Annotated in this window: 14 protein-coding genes and 1 pseudogene; 11 read left to right on the forward strand and 4 right to left on the reverse strand. The window is 41.2% G+C overall.

The window, feature by feature from the left end:
• Window positions 1-4 precede the first annotated feature (4 nt).
• The gene (locus VL20_RS14200) at window positions 5-1,159 is read right to left on the reverse strand and encodes an ISL3 family transposase (RefSeq protein WP_052275346.1); all 1,155 of its coding nucleotides are present in this window, start codon (window positions 1,157-1,159) and stop codon (window positions 5-7) included.
• A gap of 598 nt (window positions 1,160-1,757) precedes the next feature.
• Here VL20_RS14200 and ltrA point away from each other — a divergent pair.
• The 4 genes and pseudogenes from ltrA (at window position 1,758) to VL20_RS14215 (ending at window position 6,761) form a co-directional block, all read left to right on the forward strand.
• Window positions 1,758-3,569, forward strand: coding sequence for a group II intron reverse transcriptase/maturase (gene ltrA, locus VL20_RS14205; RefSeq protein ID WP_052275675.1), 1,812 nt, complete (start codon window positions 1,758-1,760; stop codon window positions 3,567-3,569).
• A gap of 101 nt (window positions 3,570-3,670) precedes the next feature.
• Window positions 3,671-3,820 (forward strand): annotated as a pseudogene (locus tag VL20_RS32725) (RNA-guided endonuclease TnpB family protein); the annotation flags it as partial.
• A 49-nt stretch (window positions 3,821-3,869) separates the two neighbouring features.
• Window positions 3,870-4,394: an acetolactate synthase small subunit gene (gene ilvN / locus VL20_RS14210; protein WP_002743360.1), complete on the forward strand. Its 525-nt coding sequence runs from the start codon at window positions 3,870-3,872 to the stop codon at window positions 4,392-4,394.
• 114 nt (window positions 4,395-4,508) lie between these two features.
• Window positions 4,509-6,761, forward strand: coding sequence for a PBP1A family penicillin-binding protein (locus VL20_RS14215; protein ID WP_052276867.1), 2,253 nt, complete (start codon window positions 4,509-4,511; stop codon window positions 6,759-6,761).
• Between the two features lie 209 nt (window positions 6,762-6,970).
• On the opposite strand, the gene VL20_RS14220 is transcribed toward VL20_RS14215, so the two are convergent.
• Entirely contained in the window at window positions 6,971-7,657 is a 687-nt protein-coding gene (locus tag VL20_RS14220) for a calcium-binding protein (protein ID WP_284525790.1), read from the reverse strand.
• A gap of 58 nt (window positions 7,658-7,715) precedes the next feature.
• Between VL20_RS14220 and VL20_RS31480 the strand changes: the two genes are divergently transcribed.
• On the forward strand, window positions 7,716-7,976 hold the full coding sequence (locus VL20_RS31480) for a hypothetical protein (RefSeq protein ID WP_162490491.1): 261 nt from the start codon (window positions 7,716-7,718) through the stop codon (window positions 7,974-7,976).
• Here VL20_RS31480 and pgsA read toward each other — a convergent pair.
• Together pgsA and VL20_RS14230 are read right to left on the reverse strand one after the other, a co-directional pair.
• Complete coding sequence (gene pgsA / locus VL20_RS14225) at window positions 7,962-8,495, reverse strand: CDP-diacylglycerol--glycerol-3-phosphate 3-phosphatidyltransferase (RefSeq protein ID WP_002759356.1); 534 nt, start codon at window positions 8,493-8,495, stop codon at window positions 7,962-7,964. The genes VL20_RS31480 and pgsA overlap by 15 nt on opposite strands.
• 1,084 nt (window positions 8,496-9,579) lie before the next feature.
• Window positions 9,580-10,674, reverse strand: coding sequence for a fatty acid desaturase family protein (locus VL20_RS14230; RefSeq protein ID WP_052276869.1), 1,095 nt, complete (start codon window positions 10,672-10,674; stop codon window positions 9,580-9,582).
• 245 nt (window positions 10,675-10,919) lie between these two features.
• Here VL20_RS14230 and VL20_RS14235 point away from each other — a divergent pair, with 245 nt between their 5' ends.
• The 6 genes from VL20_RS14235 to VL20_RS14260 all read left to right on the forward strand — a co-directional run bounded on the left by VL20_RS14235 (window position 10,920) and on the right by VL20_RS14260 (window position 19,252).
• The gene (locus tag VL20_RS14235) at window positions 10,920-12,068 is read left to right on the forward strand and encodes a helix-turn-helix domain-containing protein (protein WP_052276870.1); all 1,149 of its coding nucleotides are present in this window, start codon (window positions 10,920-10,922) and stop codon (window positions 12,066-12,068) included.
• 16 nt (window positions 12,069-12,084) lie between these two features.
• Window positions 12,085-13,449: a DUF1822 family protein gene (locus tag VL20_RS14240; RefSeq protein ID WP_052276871.1), complete on the forward strand. Its 1,365-nt coding sequence runs from the start codon at window positions 12,085-12,087 to the stop codon at window positions 13,447-13,449.
• 32 nt (window positions 13,450-13,481) lie between these two features.
• On the forward strand, window positions 13,482-16,100 hold the full coding sequence (locus tag VL20_RS14245; protein WP_052276872.1) for an ABC transporter substrate-binding protein: 2,619 nt from the start codon (window positions 13,482-13,484) through the stop codon (window positions 16,098-16,100).
• 107 nt (window positions 16,101-16,207) lie between these two features.
• The gene (locus tag VL20_RS14250; protein ID WP_052276873.1) at window positions 16,208-16,927 is read left to right on the forward strand and encodes a PspA/IM30 family protein; all 720 of its coding nucleotides are present in this window, start codon (window positions 16,208-16,210) and stop codon (window positions 16,925-16,927) included.
• An 11-nt stretch (window positions 16,928-16,938) separates the two neighbouring features.
• Complete coding sequence (locus VL20_RS14255; RefSeq protein ID WP_052276874.1) at window positions 16,939-18,288, forward strand: ABC transporter substrate-binding protein; 1,350 nt, start codon at window positions 16,939-16,941, stop codon at window positions 18,286-18,288.
• A 253-nt stretch (window positions 18,289-18,541) separates the two neighbouring features.
• Window positions 18,542-19,252, forward strand: coding sequence for a response regulator transcription factor (locus VL20_RS14260; protein WP_052276875.1), 711 nt, complete (start codon window positions 18,542-18,544; stop codon window positions 19,250-19,252).
• Window positions 19,253-19,257 lie beyond the last annotated feature (5 nt).

Consider the following 19,257-nt stretch of genomic DNA (forward strand, 5'->3'; position numbering starts at 1 on the left):
TTTGTTATGAATTAAAGCAAGCAAACAGCTTAAGTCGAAGATGTTCAAAATTGGTAAATCCATAACTCATTCTTTTAATAAGCTTTATTTTGGTATTCATTCCCTCAATTAATCCGTTGGTTGTCTGATTTTCAAAGTAATTACAAATACCTGGCAAATGCTTCTGGATCATCCTGGCACTACTTTCATATAATATCCCGCCTATTCTTATCCATTTTTCCAATTTTCTCTCAGCACCTCTGAACGTTCTACTACTTTGATAAATTTGTCTAATTTCTTCTTTCATTTCCCAGGCTATTCCTAAGCATGGATGTTCTTTTAAGATAACTTCTAGTTGTTGTTTTTGCTCGTCCTTTAAGTCCTCTTTATTCTTCCATAATAAATGAGGTAATCCTTTTTCATGCACCCCCATTAACTTTCTCAATTTATTAAGCTCGTCATTGATGATAGCCATTACATGAAAACGGTCATAGATGATTTTAGCATTGGGAAATAATTCCTTGATCACTGCTGTAAATCCTGACCACATATCGACGCTCACTTCTTTCACTTTCTCCCGAACTGCGTCTGGCTGTGCTTTTAAGGCTTCCATTAATTCTTCTTGCTTATGTCCTTTAATCACATCTAGTAAAATTTTCTTGTCCATATCTACGACCGTTGTTATGAAATCTTTATGTCCTTTTAAGTTACTAAATTCATCTAAGCTTATTCGTTCTGGTGCTTCCCACTCTTCCTTTTCTAGTTCTTTAGCACAGTGATTAAATATTAACTCAACTTCTGACCATCCTAACCCTTCTTCTCGACTTATTTCTTCGATGCTACAATTTTTTACTCTCTCATAAATCATCGATTCATAGCGAATTGTATGATGCTGTCTTAATCTCATAAAACTCAGTCTTTCGCTGATATACTTTTGGCACTTTTGACAATGAAACTGACGGCGTGGTACTTCTAAATATACTGGATTACCTAATATTGACAAGTCTCTGACTAGATTATACTCTGTCTGATTGATTCTGTCTAAGGTTTGATGGCAATTCGGACATTCAATTGTTTCATTTAAAAGAGCAAGCTTTAGGAAAATTGTCTGAGCAATTTTTTGATAATTGACCACTGTTGCATTTGGTAAATCGAGGAGTTGATCAAAATTTATCCACATAACCCACCTCCTGTTCTGTGTTACTATTATACCATGCTCACACAGAACCTAGAAGAGCCGTATCCTAGAAACCCCAAGTCTTACCTTCCAGACGCAGGAATGAAAGCAAACGCCCTTACGGTAGCGACTAGCCATCAATCCGTAAAGCAGGGAATCGAGCGGAAAAAGCGACTTATAGCCTAAATAAGTCAACCGTAAGCAAGTTCCTATGGATAACGAAAGTTAAGTCATCGTCCGAATTACCGTTACGGCGAAGCAGTGAAATAAGGCTGACACACTGCCAGTACCAAAAGGTCAATAGTATAGGGTGGTATAAGGATTTGTATCGATATACCAAGCGTTACCCAAAAACTCGGTAAAGAGATGACATCCTAAAGGGAACAAACCAAAGGTTATGAGGAACGAAGTAACCTTATTATTACTCTTTAGTAAAGGTCGAAAACTAAGAGCAGTCAGCTAAGACGAAAACTCTGCAATACAGCAGGTAATAGTAGGGAAAGATTGAGTCAAAAGCCAACGCCTATTTGTAACGAATAGGATATGCAGACGGACTCACGATTACATGGAATGAAAAGTTGTAAGTAGTAATGTAAAAGTTATGACCACTGTTCAACAGATGGATAAATGGAAGACTTGGCAAGACATCAATTGGAAAAAGGTTGAACGTCAGGTTTTTAAGTTACAAAAACGAATTTTCAGAGCGTCTAGTTGTGGAGATGTCAAGAAGGTTCACAGACTCCAAAAATTATTGTTAAAGTCCTACAGTGCTAAAGCGTTAGCGGTGCGTAGAGTAACCCAAGACAATCAAGGAAAGAAAACCGCAGGTGTGGATGGAGTTAAATCTCTAACCCCAAAACAACGGTTAACCCTAATGACTGAACTAAACTTGGGAACAAAGGTCAAACCCACACGCCGAGTATGGATTCCCAAACCCAACGGCGAAAAACGACCTTTAGGAATACCTACCATGAAAGACCGTGCCTTACAAGCACTAGCTAAACTGGTACTAGAACCAGAGTGGGAAGCCAAATTCGAGCCTAACAGCTATGGATTTAGAGTAGGACGCTCTTGTCACGATGCTATAGCAGGGATATTCCAAGCCATTAACAAAAAGGCAAAGTATGTTCTTGATGCAGATATAGCTAAATGCTTTGACCGCATTGACCATCAAAAACTGTTAGAAAAACTTAACACCTACCCAACCATGAGGAAACAAATCAAATCATGGTTAAAAGCAGGAGTCATAGACGACAAACAGTTATTCCCAACCTCAGAAGGTACACCGCAAGGCGGAGTGTTATCGCCATTATTGGCAAATATAGCACTTCATGGGTTAGAGGAATTGGTTATGAATCTAGCACCCTCATTTGACATGAAACGCAAAGACGGGACACAAATGAGTGTTAGAGACAAAATAAAATCAGTGACCTTAATCCGATATGCAGACGATTTTGTGGTACTACATGAAAACCTAGGGGTTATTCTCCTAATCAAAAAGGAAATAGAGGGATGGTTACAAAACATCGGACTTGAGTTAAAACCAAGTAAAACAAGAATAGCCCACACACTGAGAGAAGATGAAAGCGAACAAGCTGGATTCGACTTTCTAGGGTTTAATATAAGACAATTTCCCGTCGGTAAATACACCTCGGGAAAAGTCAGAGGTAATCTGCTTGGTTTCAAAACAATAATAACCCCTAACAAAGAGAGTCAAATAAGACACTATAGAGAACTTAAACGCATCATAAACACCAGCAAGGGAATCAACCAAGCTGAACTCATTAAAAGGTTAAACCCTGTAATAAGAGGATGGTGCAATTACTTCTCAACAGTGGTTAGTCAGAAAATCTTTGAAAGATTAACCCACATCCTAGGGCATAAACTCATCAAATGGGGGATAAAACGCCATCGAAACAAAGGAAGAAAGTGGATTTCTAAAAGACACTTTCACACAATAGGTGGCAATAACTGGGCTTTCACAACCAGAGAAGAAAATAATCCTCTAAGGTTGTACGAACATAGAGAAACGGAAATCCGACGCTATGTGAAGGTCAAAGGGAACGCCTCACCCTACGATGGAAACCTAGTTTATTGGAGTTCAAGAATGGGGACTCATCCCGAAATGCCAACAGAAATTTCAAAACTGTTGAAAAAGCAAAAAGGGAAATGTACTCACTGTGGACACTTCTTAAGAGATGGGGATTTAATGGAGATAGACCACATCACCCCTAAATCACTAGGGGGGAATAACAGTTACAATAACCTCCAACTTCTTCATCGACATTGCCATGATGAAAAGACAGCCAATGATGGCAGTCTAGGCAACAAATCTGACTGCAATAGTGTCAAGCCAGAACCGCCCATACCAGATAATTACATCTGGGTAAAGGATATGTTGGTAATGACGTAGGAATGACAAACCCCGTGTAGTTGAGGAGCGGAATGACGAGAAATTGTCACGTTCCGTTTTGTAGAGCAGTAGGAGAGGCGACTCTCTTACTGACTTTAATCATCCTTCAAAAAGGGTTAAGTACCGTAGGGCATACGGGAACTTTTGGGCTAGACCCGATGAACGCTTGGGGAGAGAATACCTCTACTTTTTCAGAAGTAATTCTGTCTAAGCAAGTAATCTCTTTGAACCAAGAATCCCCGTCGCTTTAGCGCGGGGAGTGTCAAAATGGTGAAATATAGGTTGTGCAGACAGAGCGCCATGAAACACACATTATCCGTATTAGTTGAAGATGAAGCGGGAGTCTTAACCCGTATTGCTGGATTATTCGCCCGTCGCGGCTTTAATATTGAAAGTCTGGCTGTGGGTCCGGCTGAACAGATGGGAGTTTCTCGGATTACGATGGTAGTACCCGGGGACGAGGACAGCATCGAACAGTTAACCAAACAACTTTACAAATTAATTAACGTCCTCAAGGTGCAGGATATCACCCAAACCCCTTGTGTGGAAAGGGAATTAATGCTGATTAAAGTTAATGCTACCGCCGAGCGCCGAGCGGAAGTGATCGAATTAGCGCAGGTATTTCGGGCCCGGATTGTGGATATTTCCGAGGAAACCCTGACCATCGAAGTGGTGGGGGATCCGGGTAAAATGGTGGCAATTATGCAAATGCTGAATAAATTTGGCGTTCGCGAGGTGGCCCGTACCGGTAAAATTGCTCTGATTCGCGAGTCGGGAGTCAATACGGAATACCTGAAAGCTTTAGAGGCTAAAATGGCAATTTAGGCATATTGGGGATGAATTGGGGTGTTAGGGTGTTAGGGTGTTAGGGTTTTAGTTGAAATTTACCACTTCCCCACTTCCCCACTTGCCTTCAGAAGCTGATAACTGATAAAAACTATGTCTAACCAGTCGCCGAAAACCCAAATTAGTCAACTTGTCACCGTTGCCGTGCAGAAATTGCAAGGAAAGGTGAATTTTCAGGCGGTAAATCTCAAAAAAGGGGCGATAGTTCCTGAATTACGCCTTAAAAACGAGAATGGCAGCGGGGAAAGCAAATATCCCCTCATTGGTGATCGCTATTTGTTAGGTCGTAGTTCCAGTTCCTGTGATATTACTATCCGTAATACCGTGGTGAGTCAGATTCATTGTTCCCTGCAGCGGGACCCGAAAAATCCCCATAATTTCCTGCTCACAGATGAAAACTCCACTAACGGGGTTTATATGGGTAAACGTCGTCTGAAAAGCGTTTCCCTGCGTCATGGTGATACCTTTACCCTGGCCCCTCCAGATTTAGCCAATTGTGTCACCATCTCCTATTACTGTCCCCCTCCCCTGTGGGCGAAACTTTTGCGCTATGGTTTCTATGGTGCGGGGGGTATTTTCGGTTTATTAGTTCTAGCGGTTATCTGGGAAAGTCGCAGAGTTAATGTTTATCCACTCCCTTCCGGGGTGAGCGGTCCGGTGGTGGTTTATGCTAGGGATGGTCAAACTCCCCTCAATCCCAGGCGACAGGAAACTCACCAAGAATTAGATAATCTGGGCGATTTTTCTCCCTATCTGCCCAAGGCGGTTGTCGCTTCCGAAGATAGTCGTTTTTACTGGCATTTTGGCGTTGATCCTTTCGGGATTGTCCGGGCTGTTATGATTAATTGGCAAGGTCAAGGCATTCGTCAAGGGGCCAGCACCCTGACTCAACAGTTAGCGCGTAGTTTATTCCCCGAAGTCGGTCGCCAAAATACTGCCGATCGCAAACTCCGGGAGATGGTTGTCGCCTTACAATTAGAAGCAGTCTATAGTAAGGATACAATTCTCAAAACCTATCTCAATCGAGTTTATCTCGGTTTGGCCGGTTACGGTTTTGAAGATGCAGCCCGCTTTTATTTCGATAAATCCGCTAGAGATTTAGATATCTCCGAGGCTGCCACCCTTGTGGCTATGTTACCCGCCCCGAATCTATTTAATCCCATTCAAGATTACGACACTTCCGTACAATTACGCAATCGTGTCATCGATCGCATGGCTCAATTAGGCATGATTTCCCCGGAAGCGGCCGCCAGCGCTCGCAGATCCCGCATTGAAATCAGTCCCCAAGCCAAAAAATCCCTGTCTAGTACGATTGCACCATATTTTTATAGTTACGTTTTCGAGGAATTACAGGATCTTTTAGGGGAAGAAGTGGCGAAAGAGGGCAATTTTATCGTTGAAACCAGTTTAGACCGCCGGCTGCAAGCGATCGCAGAAAAAAGCTTAAAAAATAATGTCTTAAACCAAGGCCCCCGCTATCGATACTCCCAAGGAGCTTTAGTTACCCTAAACAGTCAAACTGGGGAAATTCTCGCTTTAGTCGGGGGAGTTGATTATCAAAAAAGCCAATTTAACCGCGCTATCCAAGCTAAACGTCAACCCGGTTCCACTTTTAAGGTATTTGCTTATGCTGCCGCCCTAGAAAAGGGAATATCGCCCTATAAAACCTATACCTGCGCTGGACTCTCTTGGCAAGGACAGGCCTATTCTCCCTGTGAACGCAGTAGCGGGGCCATCAATATGTTTCAAGGTTTAGCGCAATCGGAAAATAGTGTCGCCCTTCGCATTGCTCGCGAGGCAGGATTAAGTAATGTGGTCAATGTGGCGGAACTTTTGGGGGTAAAATCACCTTTAAATCCCGTACCGGGGCTAATTTTAGGGCAAAGCGAGGTAAATGTCTTAGAAATGACCGGCGCTTATGGGGTTTTTGACCATGGCGGGCGCTGGAATCGTCCCCACGCCATTAAACGCATTCTCGACGCTTCCGACTGTAAAAATGTGGAGGATTTGAGTACCTGTCGGGTTATTTATGACTATGGCAAGGATAGCGAGAGAAATCAGCAGGTAATTTCCCCTAAAACCGCCGAAACGATGAATAGTTTATTGCGGGGGGTGATAACTAATGGGACAGGCGGCGCTGCCAGTATTGGCATGGGAGAAGCGGGTAAAACGGGAACTACTAATAATTATGTGGATCTCTGGTTTATCGGCTATCTTCCCCGTCGCGACTGGGTGACAGGCATTTGGTTAGGGAATGATAATAATTCTCCCACTTCCGGCAGTAGTCAACAGGCAGCCCGGTTATGGGGCGATTATCACCGTCAGTTAATCACTACACAAAACTAATGCCAATAGGACTAGCTACTGTTCCCATTGCCTGTTCCAGAGTTCCCTAAAACCAGAGACTTCGTACCTCACTATCAAGATAACTGCTTTAAACTAATAAGGGTGTCCTAGCCCTAGCTAACACACCCCTACCGATTATTTCTGGTGGTTAATTTTCCCGCAAAAATCAACAATTGTCCGACTCACCGCAGGGGATGGACAGGGATAGATTAGATAACGACAATATTGGCTGCAGTGAGGGTTGGAAAACCAATAAGATTTGCGATTCGAACCGAAGCAACGCCACCAACACCATCTACGTCAAACCATAAAGCACCATTGGCAGTATTGTAGATAAATCTTTGATCTGCAGTAGCAGCGCTATTGATTCCCGCACCAGAACGGAATTGTGCAGTACCCAAAGGACCAGCAGTCAGTCCACCAGCGAAACCAGTGGCGGAAACATTGATAACATCACCTTGAGAGGAGCTAAAACCCGAGATCCAATCAAATCCTTCGCTGGGACTGTTGAAAACAAAATTGTCAGCACCAGCACCACCAGTTAAAGTATCGGTTCCAGCACCACCAACTAAAGTATCGTTTCCATCACCACCGACTAGGCTATCGTTTCCAGTGCCACCGACTAGGCTATCGTTGAACGCACTACCTGTGATGAAATAGGAATCAGTGAGGGGGAGTGGTGCGATCGTACTTACTATTTGCGGACCCGACGCTTTCGTGAAAGTAACACCGCCGGTTGTTAGTTGATAAGTGCCGGCAGTCGAAGCTCTAACAAAGGTAAGGCTATCTGCTGGCAGGGAAAGGGTCGTAGAAAAGCCTCCACCGACCCTGGAAAGGGTTGCTGTGTTATCAGCAACGCCTGCTTTGGCTATTCTCCAAACTGTATCGCCGCCCATACTTAAAAGGCCTAGGGAAGTGAGATTATCGTCGGCAAGGCCTGTTGCTGATATACTAATGGGGACAGTAGGATGGGCGTTCAGGAAAGCGGCAACTGAAGTAGTCACAGCAGGATTGAAAGTAACACCAGAGGTGGAGTCAGCGAATGATATGGTTACAGTGGGCATGATTTTTTCTTTGAATGATTTGTTTGAATTTGAAGAGTCTGATAATCTTCCTCCCGATTATTATATACCAAGAAAAAAAATGCAATCATGTTTGCGAGGCTTGTTTCCTGAATTATTGCTAATGGTTAAGTTTTTATCAATTTTGGGTTAATTTTTGGCTGGGTGTGATATAAATCAGACCAGAAATTAAAGTTAATATCACCGATAGCCAAAAAGCCACCAGAGCAATTAAATTATATTCAGAAGGCAAGGGAGCGATTAAGAGAGCGATAGCGACAATTTGGCTGACTGTTTTGCTTTTTCCCCACCAATTAGCCCCTTTTATGTCGCTATTTCCTGTTAAATTCGGATTAATGCGCCAACCAGCGATCGCTAATTCGCGAGCGAGAATCAAAAATACTCCCCAAGCAGCAATTAAATCCATTTCAATCAGAGCTAAGAGGGGAGCGAGAACCAGTAATTTATCGACCAAAGGATCGAGAAATTTACCTAATTCGGTGATTTGATTTAATTTTCGCGCTAAATAACCATCGAGCCAATCGGTGCTGGCAGCAATCAGAAAGATAATTAAACTTAACCAGCGATCGATTTCTGTGCCTTGGTGCAACCAGTATAAAATTAATGGCAGTCCCAAGAGTCGTGATAGGGTAATCGAGTTGGGTAGGTTCATTTTTCAGTAAACAGTAATCAGTAATCAGCCAACAGTAATCAGGCTCTCTTAGGTTTGGTGGGTAAAATGTATTCTAAGATACATTCCTCCTAGCGAGTGAGTGGAAGGAACCACAAAAACACAAAGGACACAAAGACTGATCGATCCTATGTAGGGCTTGCTGAAAAAGTACGGGCGAAGCATTCGGATAGAAAATCTCCGGTTTCACCGATAGGTTATGCCCAAATGCTTCGCCCCTACAGGACGCGGGCCGATGAAGACGCAAGGTTTTGAAGCACGATTCTCTCAAAATCTTGCACCTGTTTCGCAAGAAAAGCCACAAAACCCTTACCTTGCCTACATTTCACATTTATTCAGCAAGCCCTATGTAAGTTAAACTTATCACACAAAGAATAAGAGGGCTCTTCTCGACTTTGTGTGATAATTTTTGCTTATGGAATCGTGAAATGCTTATCAGGCAAGACTTTTAGTGCTATTTGGCGGAATAAACTATCAGTATAGACCTCGTTTCCACACAGAAACCAGAAGAGCCATAAGAGAGCCGTAATCAGTAATCAGTAAACATTAAACAGTCAACAGTAATCAGTAAAAAGGCAGCTCCGAGCTTGTCGCTTAATACTATTCACTTAAAACTTAAAACTTAAAACTTAGGCTCTTCGGTTTGTGTTATGCAATGGACGGGAGTTATAAGGGATGGAACCCTTATATAGAAAGGCATTTAGCGATTTTTGTTAATTGTTTTTTTCTAGAGCGAACTAATCAATTAAGTCTCTTGCCAGATAAGGATTTAGTCGATTTATGCCCCCCTATCGAACCATACCAAGTAACGAAGAACCAAAACTTAAAACTGATAACTGATAACTGATAACTGATAACTGATAACTGATAACTGATAACTGATAACTGATAACTGATAACTGATAACTGATAACTGATAACTGATAACTGATAACTGATAACTGATAACTGATAACTGATAACTGATAACTGATAACTGATAACTGATAACTGATAACTGATAACTGATAACTGATAACTGATAACTGATAACTGATAACTGATAACTGATAACTGATAACTGATTTTAGCTGGCTAATTTGAGATCGAAATTACTTTGTTTATTGCCTAATTGCCTGAGCCAACGATAATTATAAGCTAAAGCACCCCAGAAGGTGGGATAAACGGCATAATTAACGCCAAATTCTTGGCAAACTTCTGCTAAAATTGGGGCAATTTTAGGGTAGTGAATATGACAAATTTGCGGAAAAAGATGGTGAACAACTTGATAATTTAATCCCCCTAAGTACCAATTTAAAAAGATATTTTTAGGGGCAAAATCTACGGTAGTTCGCACTTGAAAGATTGCCCATTCGTCTTCGATTTGGTTAGCTGCCGAGGGTTGAATAAATTCGGCGGGTTCCAAAACGTGAGCTAACATAAATACATGACAGGCAAGCACTCCATAGGTCATAAAAGTAATGAGAAAACCGATCGCTATTTCTAGGAGACTATAACCAACTAAGAGAGGAATGCCAATAAACCAAAAGAGATAAACAACTTTTCCGCTCAATAAAACAAATAGATCGATCGCTTTAGGATTGGGAATTTTAATCTCGCCAAAACGATGACGAAAGAGGATGGAGCGCACATCGGAAAATGACCAATAGATAGGAATTATACCGTAGAGAATCGGGATAAATAAATGTTGATAACGATGATACCATTTATGCTCGGCATGGGGAGTCATTCGCACCACACCATCGCCATGAATTTCCAGATCGTACCCTAAAACATTGGTGTAGGTATGATGGAGATAGTTATGACGAAAACGCCAGAGATAACTGGAAGCACCGATGATATAATCGTAGGTCATGCCAATGAGGGAATTAACCCATTTTTTACTAGAATAGCCGCCATGGTTGGCATCATGACCAATGCTAAAACCAATCCCTGCTAATCCTCCTCCTAAAACCAGACAACCGATAATTTTTAGCCACCAGATATCCGGACCAAAAAGTACAAATAGCCAAGCGGCAATTACCCAAGTTAAAATCGTGATCGTCTTCAGGTACATGGCCAAATTATCTCTGGTGGGGATGCCGTTTTCGGTAAAATAAGCATCAACCCGTTTATTCAATTCCTTTCTAAAACCCTGATTTTCGGTAAAAGTTACTCGCATTCCTAATTTTTGTCCTAGAAGTTGATATGACGGCAATTTGTGGCAGCTCAGAGTGAATTTATGAGTCTTTTACTGGTTTACTAAGGCTGTCTCACTATAACTGATAGTTTCTCATCAGTCCCTCATCCATTGTCAGAGAAAGAGGTGCGCTTGGCAAGGGAATCGCTCAATTTCTTTGCTACTCTTGCATAAAATCCTCTGATTTTACCTAATCAGATATCAGATACCTGTAGCCGGTGATAGAGATGAGCGTTAGGTACTTTTATACTACTATTAAAGCCATTGAAGGCGATCGAGTTTTCTGGTACGAAGTGCCACAATTAAGAAGATCGATCGCTGCGATCGCTGGAAAGGTGGCCGATGACGAAGCGGTGTATCTTGATCTGTGGCAATGGTTACAGAATGATCCTAATAACCAATTAGTCAAGTCCCATTGGATGGTTTTTTTACAATATCGCTCCTCTATGGTAACTCAAAGGGTCTATCAAAATGTTGGCCATCGGATCGATGCTGATTATGAAACCCTATTCTACTATTTGCTGAATTTGCTTGCCACGGCAATCACCAACAATCCTAGCAATTTTTACGGTAACTTTCAGGATAAAAAGACCCAACCGGGATTTTTTCGCTTAATCTTAGAAAAATGGACAGATAAAAAATTGAGAAATACTCTCTATAATTTCCTGCGAGGAGAGTATAAAACTATTGGCAGGACTAATCTCGGTATAGTCAGTCTTTTTAGTGCGAATAAAATTCAAAAAGTTTTACGAACATCGGGTATCTTTACCGAGAATCACCTGCTAATATTTAACTGTTTTCGAGAGGTAAAAAAAGCTTCTCTTAGATCATTAGATAAATGGCAAGAGGAAGATTGGCAACAAGTAATTGATCGCTTACAGCAGTTACAACCGCAAGTTATTCTCACCGTGGGGGAAGTGCAAGCAAAACTCAATCAAATAGGGGAGATAATGCGTAATCACATCGATCCTTCTTACTCTAAATTTGAGCCGACTAATTATGACCATGATAGCAATTACTTTTGGGAAAATCTCCCCAGCAAGAGGCCAAGTCAAGACTTACTACAACAGCAAGAAATCTGGGAAAATATTAATAAGTTATTAATCACTCTTGAGGATGAAGTTAAACAGATTGTATATTATTACTATCATCAAAAGATGACGCAGGTACAGATCGCTAATCGATTGGGAGTTCATCCATCTACTATTAGTCGAGAAATAACCCAATTATGTAAAAAAGTTTATCAGCTACTCTGTGCAAGGGAAGGCAAAGATTGTCCTAAGTTGTTAAATGAGATTAAATTACAATCTCGGCAAAAACAAGAGATCGATGCTTATCTAGAATATTTTTGTCAGTCCTACTTAACTCAAAACTAATCTGTTAGGAGATACCATGAAAGTCAACCTCGATATTTTGCAACAAATTAACCCGAAATCCCTTTGGCTAACTTTTTCGGAAACAGAGATCAAGCAAGCTCGATCGATTCTTGGTCAATACTCTAATCAAACCGCCAAAAATCAGGCTTTGATTAATTACTTAGTGCAAATATGCTTAAGCAATTGGCTGAAAGATAATCTTGATTCTTCTCTTCAAATAATACCTAAAAACCATCAGTATCTTTGGGAGTTTATTAACGGGTTTACCTGGCAAATTCAAGATAAAAAAGTTACTACTATTCCCAGTCAAACTATTGACATTGAGGGATTGACAATAGAGCAAGAATGGGTTGATATTCCCGATTTAGCGGCAGATTTTTATCTAGGAGTGCAGGTAGATTTAGCAGAAAAATTCCTCAATATCTGGGGTTTTATATCCAGAAAAGATGTTAAAAATCTCGCAGAATACGATCCAATTTACCATCAATATTATTTGGACAGTGAGCAAATTATTGATGATTTAGATATTCTTTGGCAGAGTTGTTTAGAGGGAGAGAGTGAAAAAGGAAAGCTGGAATCTTTAGCAAAATTATCGCCAGCAGCAGCAGAAAATTTAATTAAAAAGTTAGGTCAAGTTTCACCCTATTCTCCGAGATTAGATATTAGTTGTCAGCAGTGGTTAGCTTTGTTGAATAATCAGCAATGGCGAGAAAAACTTTATCAGCAGCGTCTAGAAATAATTCCCACTAAACTTAGTCAATGGTTACAGGGAATTATTACAGAGAAATGGCAGGAAATCCTCAGCACTATCGACAGTTATCGTCCAATTAATCCAGGTTTTTTGTTGGCTGCTGAAAAAATCAGCAGCCGAGAATCTCCGGCAGATATTCAGCGAGAAATTAGACAACTGTATGCTAGTCAAAAAGAGGTGGAATTTTCGGAACAGTTAACCCCACAGGAAGCTTTAGCAAAACTACAACATCAAACCCAAGATGAAACTATTCGCTGGCAAGCGGCCGAATATCTCTGGAATATCGATCCTCATTATCCCAATGCTGCTATCCGTAAAATGCTCGATGTGGGTAGTCAATTAATGGGTTATAAAATCGCTTTAATGGTGGGAGTTTTATCGACCAGTGACCAGAGAATTGCTGTCTTAATTCGTGCCTATGCCATGGACAATTTTGCCAAACTACCCCCCGGTTTATCTTTGCAAATTAGCGATGAAATAGGCCAATTAATCCCCAGTTTAGAAGCAATAGCAAGGGAGAAACCCTTAGATAGCTATCTGCAACTTTATTTTCTAGCTGATGCCGACGATCGCTTTAATGTTAACCTAAGTTTAGGGGATAGTAGCATTACCGAACAGTTTAGGATTTAATAGAGATAGCAGAAAATGTCAAGGGTAAAGACATGAGCAGAGTTGTGATTCTGAAAATTGGTGATGGCAGTTTTGAAACGGGATTTTCCGTCACTCTAGAAATTCGTGACAATCATCGCTTGATAGCGCCTTTTGCTGACGGGAAATTAGTCCCTAACCTTGACATTGCTGACGCTTTGCAAAATTATCGTCGAGCTTATTATCATTGGGTAGAAAGTCAACCCAGTTTAGGAATTACCGTTCCTCATAGTATGATCACCCATGCAGCGGTAGGTGATCCTAGAGACAACCTCAGAAAAGCCACTCAAACTTTAAAAGATAGCTTAAATGAATGGCTAAATTCCAGTTCTCTGAGTTCGATACAAAATCGTATCTTGTTCCATATAGGTAATCAGTCAGAAGTAAGATTTTTTATCCAAACTAACCATTTTGATCTACAACAAATTCCCTGGGAGTGTTGGAATTTTTTACACGAATGGTGTCCTGATGTGGAAATTGCTCTTACTATCCAGAGAAATCCTCCGATAATTAACCTTACTCCTCCGATTAAGGTTTTAGTAATTTTGGGCAATATTGACATCGAAAGCAAGCATACTTCCCTGTGTTTATCCAGTTTGCAAACGTTACTAGGAAACCAAGATAAGGTTTCTCTGCATATATTAAGTCCAGGTTTAAAAGATACTCTTTCACCGAAAAATATTCACAAAATATTAAGTCCAGGTTTAAAAGAGCCTCTTTCACCGAAAAATATTCGCCATGAGTTGATCAAAAATCCATGGGATATTGTAGTTTATTTAGGTCATAGTCAAACCAGTAGCGACGGACACGATGGAGTTTTTATCATTGATAATGATACGGCTTTATCTGCTGACGATAACTTAAGAGATTCCCTAGAAATAGCTGTTAGAAAAGGCTTAAAACTTGTTATCTGTAACTCCTGCGATGGGTTGGGTATTGGTCGTCAGTTGGCTAATATCGGAGTACCGCATATTATTGTTATGAAAGAACCCATCGCTGTGCGGGTTGCTTTGAGATTTCTAGAAGTTTTTCTTCCCAATTTTCTTGGACATAAATCCCTACAAGAATCCTTAACAATCGCTCGGCAAGAATTAAAATTACACGGATTTGAGGAGGATGCTGCTGGTTCTTCTTTACTGCCTCTTTTGATAGAAAATCCCGAAGAACCACCGTTGATTTTACCTAAAAATAAAAGGTTATTACGTCTATCTAGTCGCTGGAAACAAGCTCTGTTATTTATTTTAAGTCTTCTGGTAACTTTATCAATTTTATATGGGGGAGGAGTATTTTCCGATGATGCTAGTAAATACCCAGAAATTAGCTTAGGTGAAGAAATATTATTAGAGACAAACCGACAAGATAACAGTCTTGAACGGGGAAGACAAGCTTTTAAAAACCAAGAATATAAACAAGCAATTCAGCTTTTTAAACAATCCCTCGATCGCTTGCCCAATAATCCAGAGATTCGCATCTATTATAATAACGCTCGTGCGGCCTATCAAGACAGAAATCCCTTAAAAATTGCCACCAGTGTTCCTCTTGGTAATAATCCAGAAATTGCTGAGGAAATTTTACGAGGTATTGCTTTATTCCAACAGGAGTTAAACGATGAACAGGCCAAAAACCCCGATTTTCACTCTCTACAGGTAGTGGTCGCTAATGATAATAATAATGCCGCAGATGCCGAAGATCGAGCCAAAAAATTTGTTAAAGATCCGTCAATCATAGCAGTGGTTGGTCATAATGCTTCTGCTGCTAGTGAAGCGGCCAAAGATATCTATGTACAAGGGAAAATTGTTGCCCTATCTCCTACGAGCTTTTCCTCGAAAATCTCTGGCAATGGCTATGTGTATAAGATGGTTCCCGAGATGGAAACTTTTGCCACAACCCTAATTGAATATATCCGGGAACAAACTGAGAAGCTAATTATCCAAAAACCCAATAATTTAATTTGTTATGATAATCGCTCTGGGGATAATTATAACTTCGCTGAAAAATATAAAAACATTCTCCGAGGTCAGAGCTTGCAAAAACTTGTTAAAGATGGAAATTTTGACTGCAATATCGAACCCAAAATTAATTTAGATGAACAGGAAATTTATCAAAAAATCGCTCAATATCAAGTAAATATACTGATGATTGCTCCCTATGTTAACGATCTGAAAAGAGCCGCTAATATCTTTAAGCAACGTCCCGCAGAACAGTTAAACTTAGTGATTTTAGGTTCCCCCACCTTTCAAAGTTATCTCACCCTTGCAGAAGGTAAACAGGGGGTAGAAAATTTAGTTATCGCCGTGCCTTGGTATGATCTCAAACAAGATAATTATATCCACAGTTTTTGGCAAAATAAGATCAACGTTTGGCGCACTCCCATGGCCTACGATGCGACTAAAGTTATCCTCACCGCTTTGCGACAGTTATCCCAACAAGGACAAAAATTCGATCGAGAATTGTTAAATCAAGTTTTAAGAAACGATTTTTCTATTGAAGGAATGACTGGCACTGTTAGATTCGATGAGAATGGTGTCCGCAACATGAATAATAATCCTGACGATCGCCGCTACTTGATTCTACAGGTCAAAAATGGTCAATTTGTCCCCCTCGCTCCCATTAAATCTGCCGGTCCAGTCTAAACCTTCCTATCCTTGTCAAGACTTTTTACAAAACTTAACCTTATCCACTGCATTAAAGTTGACCATCACTCCTAATTAACAGGTAATACCTCTAGGAGACAGACGGCATGAAATTGTTAAAAAAATTAACCCCCAAGGCCTTGATTTTTTGGCTGATCGGTGATAAGGCAGGAAATTCTCTCGTTGCGATCTGGAATTGGTTGTGGGGTATTCCCATCGAATCCGGCGGAAAAATTGCCGTAGAATCGGCCAAAGAATCCCTAGAATTGATGCAAAAATCCCTAGCGGAATTGACAGAATCGGTGGCGAAAGTAGTAGCCGCCCAGCAATCGGCTCAAGCACAATACGAGGCAAAAAAACAGGAACACACAAACTACTTGCAGCAGGCTGTCACCGCTCAAAAAAAAGGTCTTCAAGAAGCGGCAAGACTGGCTATGGTTAAGGTTATCTCCCTAGAAAAAATTCTACCCGCCATGAAAGATCGGGTTGATAATGCCGAAAAAGTGGTCATTGCTGCTAAGGAAAAACTTCGTAAAGAGCAGGAAAAAATCGAGCATTATAAGTTAGAAATGAGCAACTTAAAAGCGATTAGTTCCATGAATGAGGCTTTAGGTAAAATAAACGAATTTGATAGTAGTCTCAACCTCAATAACTCCCGCGATCGCTTTGAGGATGCCAATGAAGCGATTAACGACCGTTATCGAAAAGAAAACGTCTATAGTGAATTAAGCGAGAACTATAGCGAGAAATTAGCTCAAGAAATCGATTTCTTAAGCCTTGATGACGAAATTAACCGCCGTTTAGCCGAATTCAATCAGCAAAGTTAAGGAGTAAAGCAATGACAAAGACTGGCAAAAAAGCGGGTTTACCGCCAATTTCCTATGTTTTACTGGGGTTGATCGGTTGGTTTCTTTTTCCCCAAATCTCGGCAATATTTGCCCCAAAAGCCGATAATAATCCCCGCATCAGTTACGGCAATCATCTCCTGATCAAAACTAATTCTAACACCACCAAAGAATCAGCGATCGCTGCCATTGCTCAAGGTAATCACCAAGAAGCAGAGCAACTCCTGCAAAAATCCCTCGCTCAACATCCCAACGATCCCGAAAGCGTAATTTATCTCAGCAACCTGCAAACTGGCTCAAATCCCTTCAAAATCGCCGTTGTTGTGCCAGCGACAACTAATCCCAACGTCGCTCAGGAAATATTGCGAGGAGTCGCCAGCGCACAAACCCAGATCAATCAACAGGGAGGGATCAACGGCAGAAAACTGATGGTTATCGTGGTTAATGACGATAATCAGCCGCAGATATCGAAAGAGGTAGCCAGGGAATTAGTCAAAAATCCCGATATTATCGCCGTTATCGGTCATAATGCCTCCGATGCCAGTTTAGCCGCCGCTCCTATCTACGAAAAAGGCGGTTTGGTGATGATTTCTCCCACCTCCTTGGCTAATAATCTCTCCGGTGCGGGAAATTATATCTTTCGTCTGGTGGCTTCTAACGGCAAAATTACGGAAAAATTAGCAAATTACATAGTAAATACTGCTAAAGTCCAGAAAATTGCTTTTTGCTACGATTCTCAAGCTCCCGATAATATTTCCTTTAAAGATGAGTTGATGGCTAATGTGGCGAAAAAAGGCGGTCAAATTGTGCCGATTGTCTGCGATCTGAGTGTCCCCAATTTTAAGGCCGATCAAGCCCTTAATCAGGCGATTTCTGGGGGTGCTAACGGCCTATTTGTCGTCGCTCATGTTGATCGTCTCGATCCCGTTTTTGAGGTTATTCGCTCCAATCGTCAGCGTTTGCCTCTGTTTAGTAGTCCCACCCTCTACAATATTCGCACCCTCGAAGATGGCGGCAAAAACGTCCAAGGTTTAACCCTTGCCGCACCCTGGCACCCCTCGGTTAACCAGACTTTTGCCAATCTTATGCAGGAACAGTGGCGCGGTCCGGTTAGTTGGCGCACAGCCACCAGTTTTGACGCTACACGGGTGATTATTGCCGGTTTAAGGGAAAATCCTCAACGTCAGGGCCTACAATCCAGGCTGCGCTCCAGCAGTTTTCATCAAACAGGGGCCACCGGAAAAATTAGCTTTGATCCTAATACTGGCGATCGCGTTGGTCAACCTGTCTTAATTCAAGTGCGCTCGACTCCCTCTGGTGAGCAGTTTGTCCCTTTACCTTGAAAAGTTCCCAGTCCACAAAAGTCGGGAGAGTTGCCAACTCTCCCCCCCAAAAAATCTCAAAAATTACAATTATTTCAATGTTCAACCCCGAGCAAGAAATGAATGACTCATATGTTAAAATATGCCTAATTAGGTAGGTTTTAAAAATTGTCAGATGCTCCCTTATTGAGGGGGCATCTGCACCCCCCTTATTAAGGGGGCAGGGGGGATCAAAGGCAAAATCTATCTTCAATTAAATTATAACTACTTACTTATGGACATCGTTATTATCGAAGATGAAATTGAAATCGCCCATTTGATTCAGCAAACTTTAGAGCGGGAATCATTTAATTGTCATCTGGCTTATAATGGTAGGGTAGGACTAGAACTATTTTATCAAAAGCAACCAGACTTAGTTATTTTAGATTTAATGTTACCGGAATTAGACGGACTAGAATTGTGTGCTATAATTCGCCAAAAACCTGGGACAAAAGACCCCTATATCCTAATGTTAACCGCTAGGGGAGAAGAGATTGATCGCATTATCGGTCTATCTACGGGAGCCGATGATTATATGGTCAAACCCTTTAGTCCCCGGGAATTAACCGCGCGGGTAAGAGCCTTATTAAGACGTAGTTTAAGACACGATAGTCAACCCCAGCAACTCCATCGCAGCCGTCATTTTATTATCGACTTAGATCAACATTCTGCTGTTCGTAAATTGGAGGGAATGCCCGAGGAAACCCTCGATTTAACCACCTTAGAATTTAATTTATTAGCTACCTTTGTCAGTTATCCCAATCGCGTCTGGAGTCGCACCCAATTAATCGATAATCTCTGGGGAAATGATTTTTTTGGCGATGAAAGGGTAGTAGATACCCATATCCGACGCTTACGCAAAAAAGTAGAACCCGATCCTGCTAATCCGATCTTTATCAAAACTGTAGTCGGTGTCGGTTATAAATTTGAGGATGACATTATTTAAAGACT

Origin of the sequence: Microcystis panniformis FACHB-1757 (assembly GCF_001264245.1) — a bacterium.
Lineage (GTDB): Bacteria > Cyanobacteriota > Cyanobacteriia > Cyanobacteriales > Microcystaceae > Microcystis > Microcystis panniformis.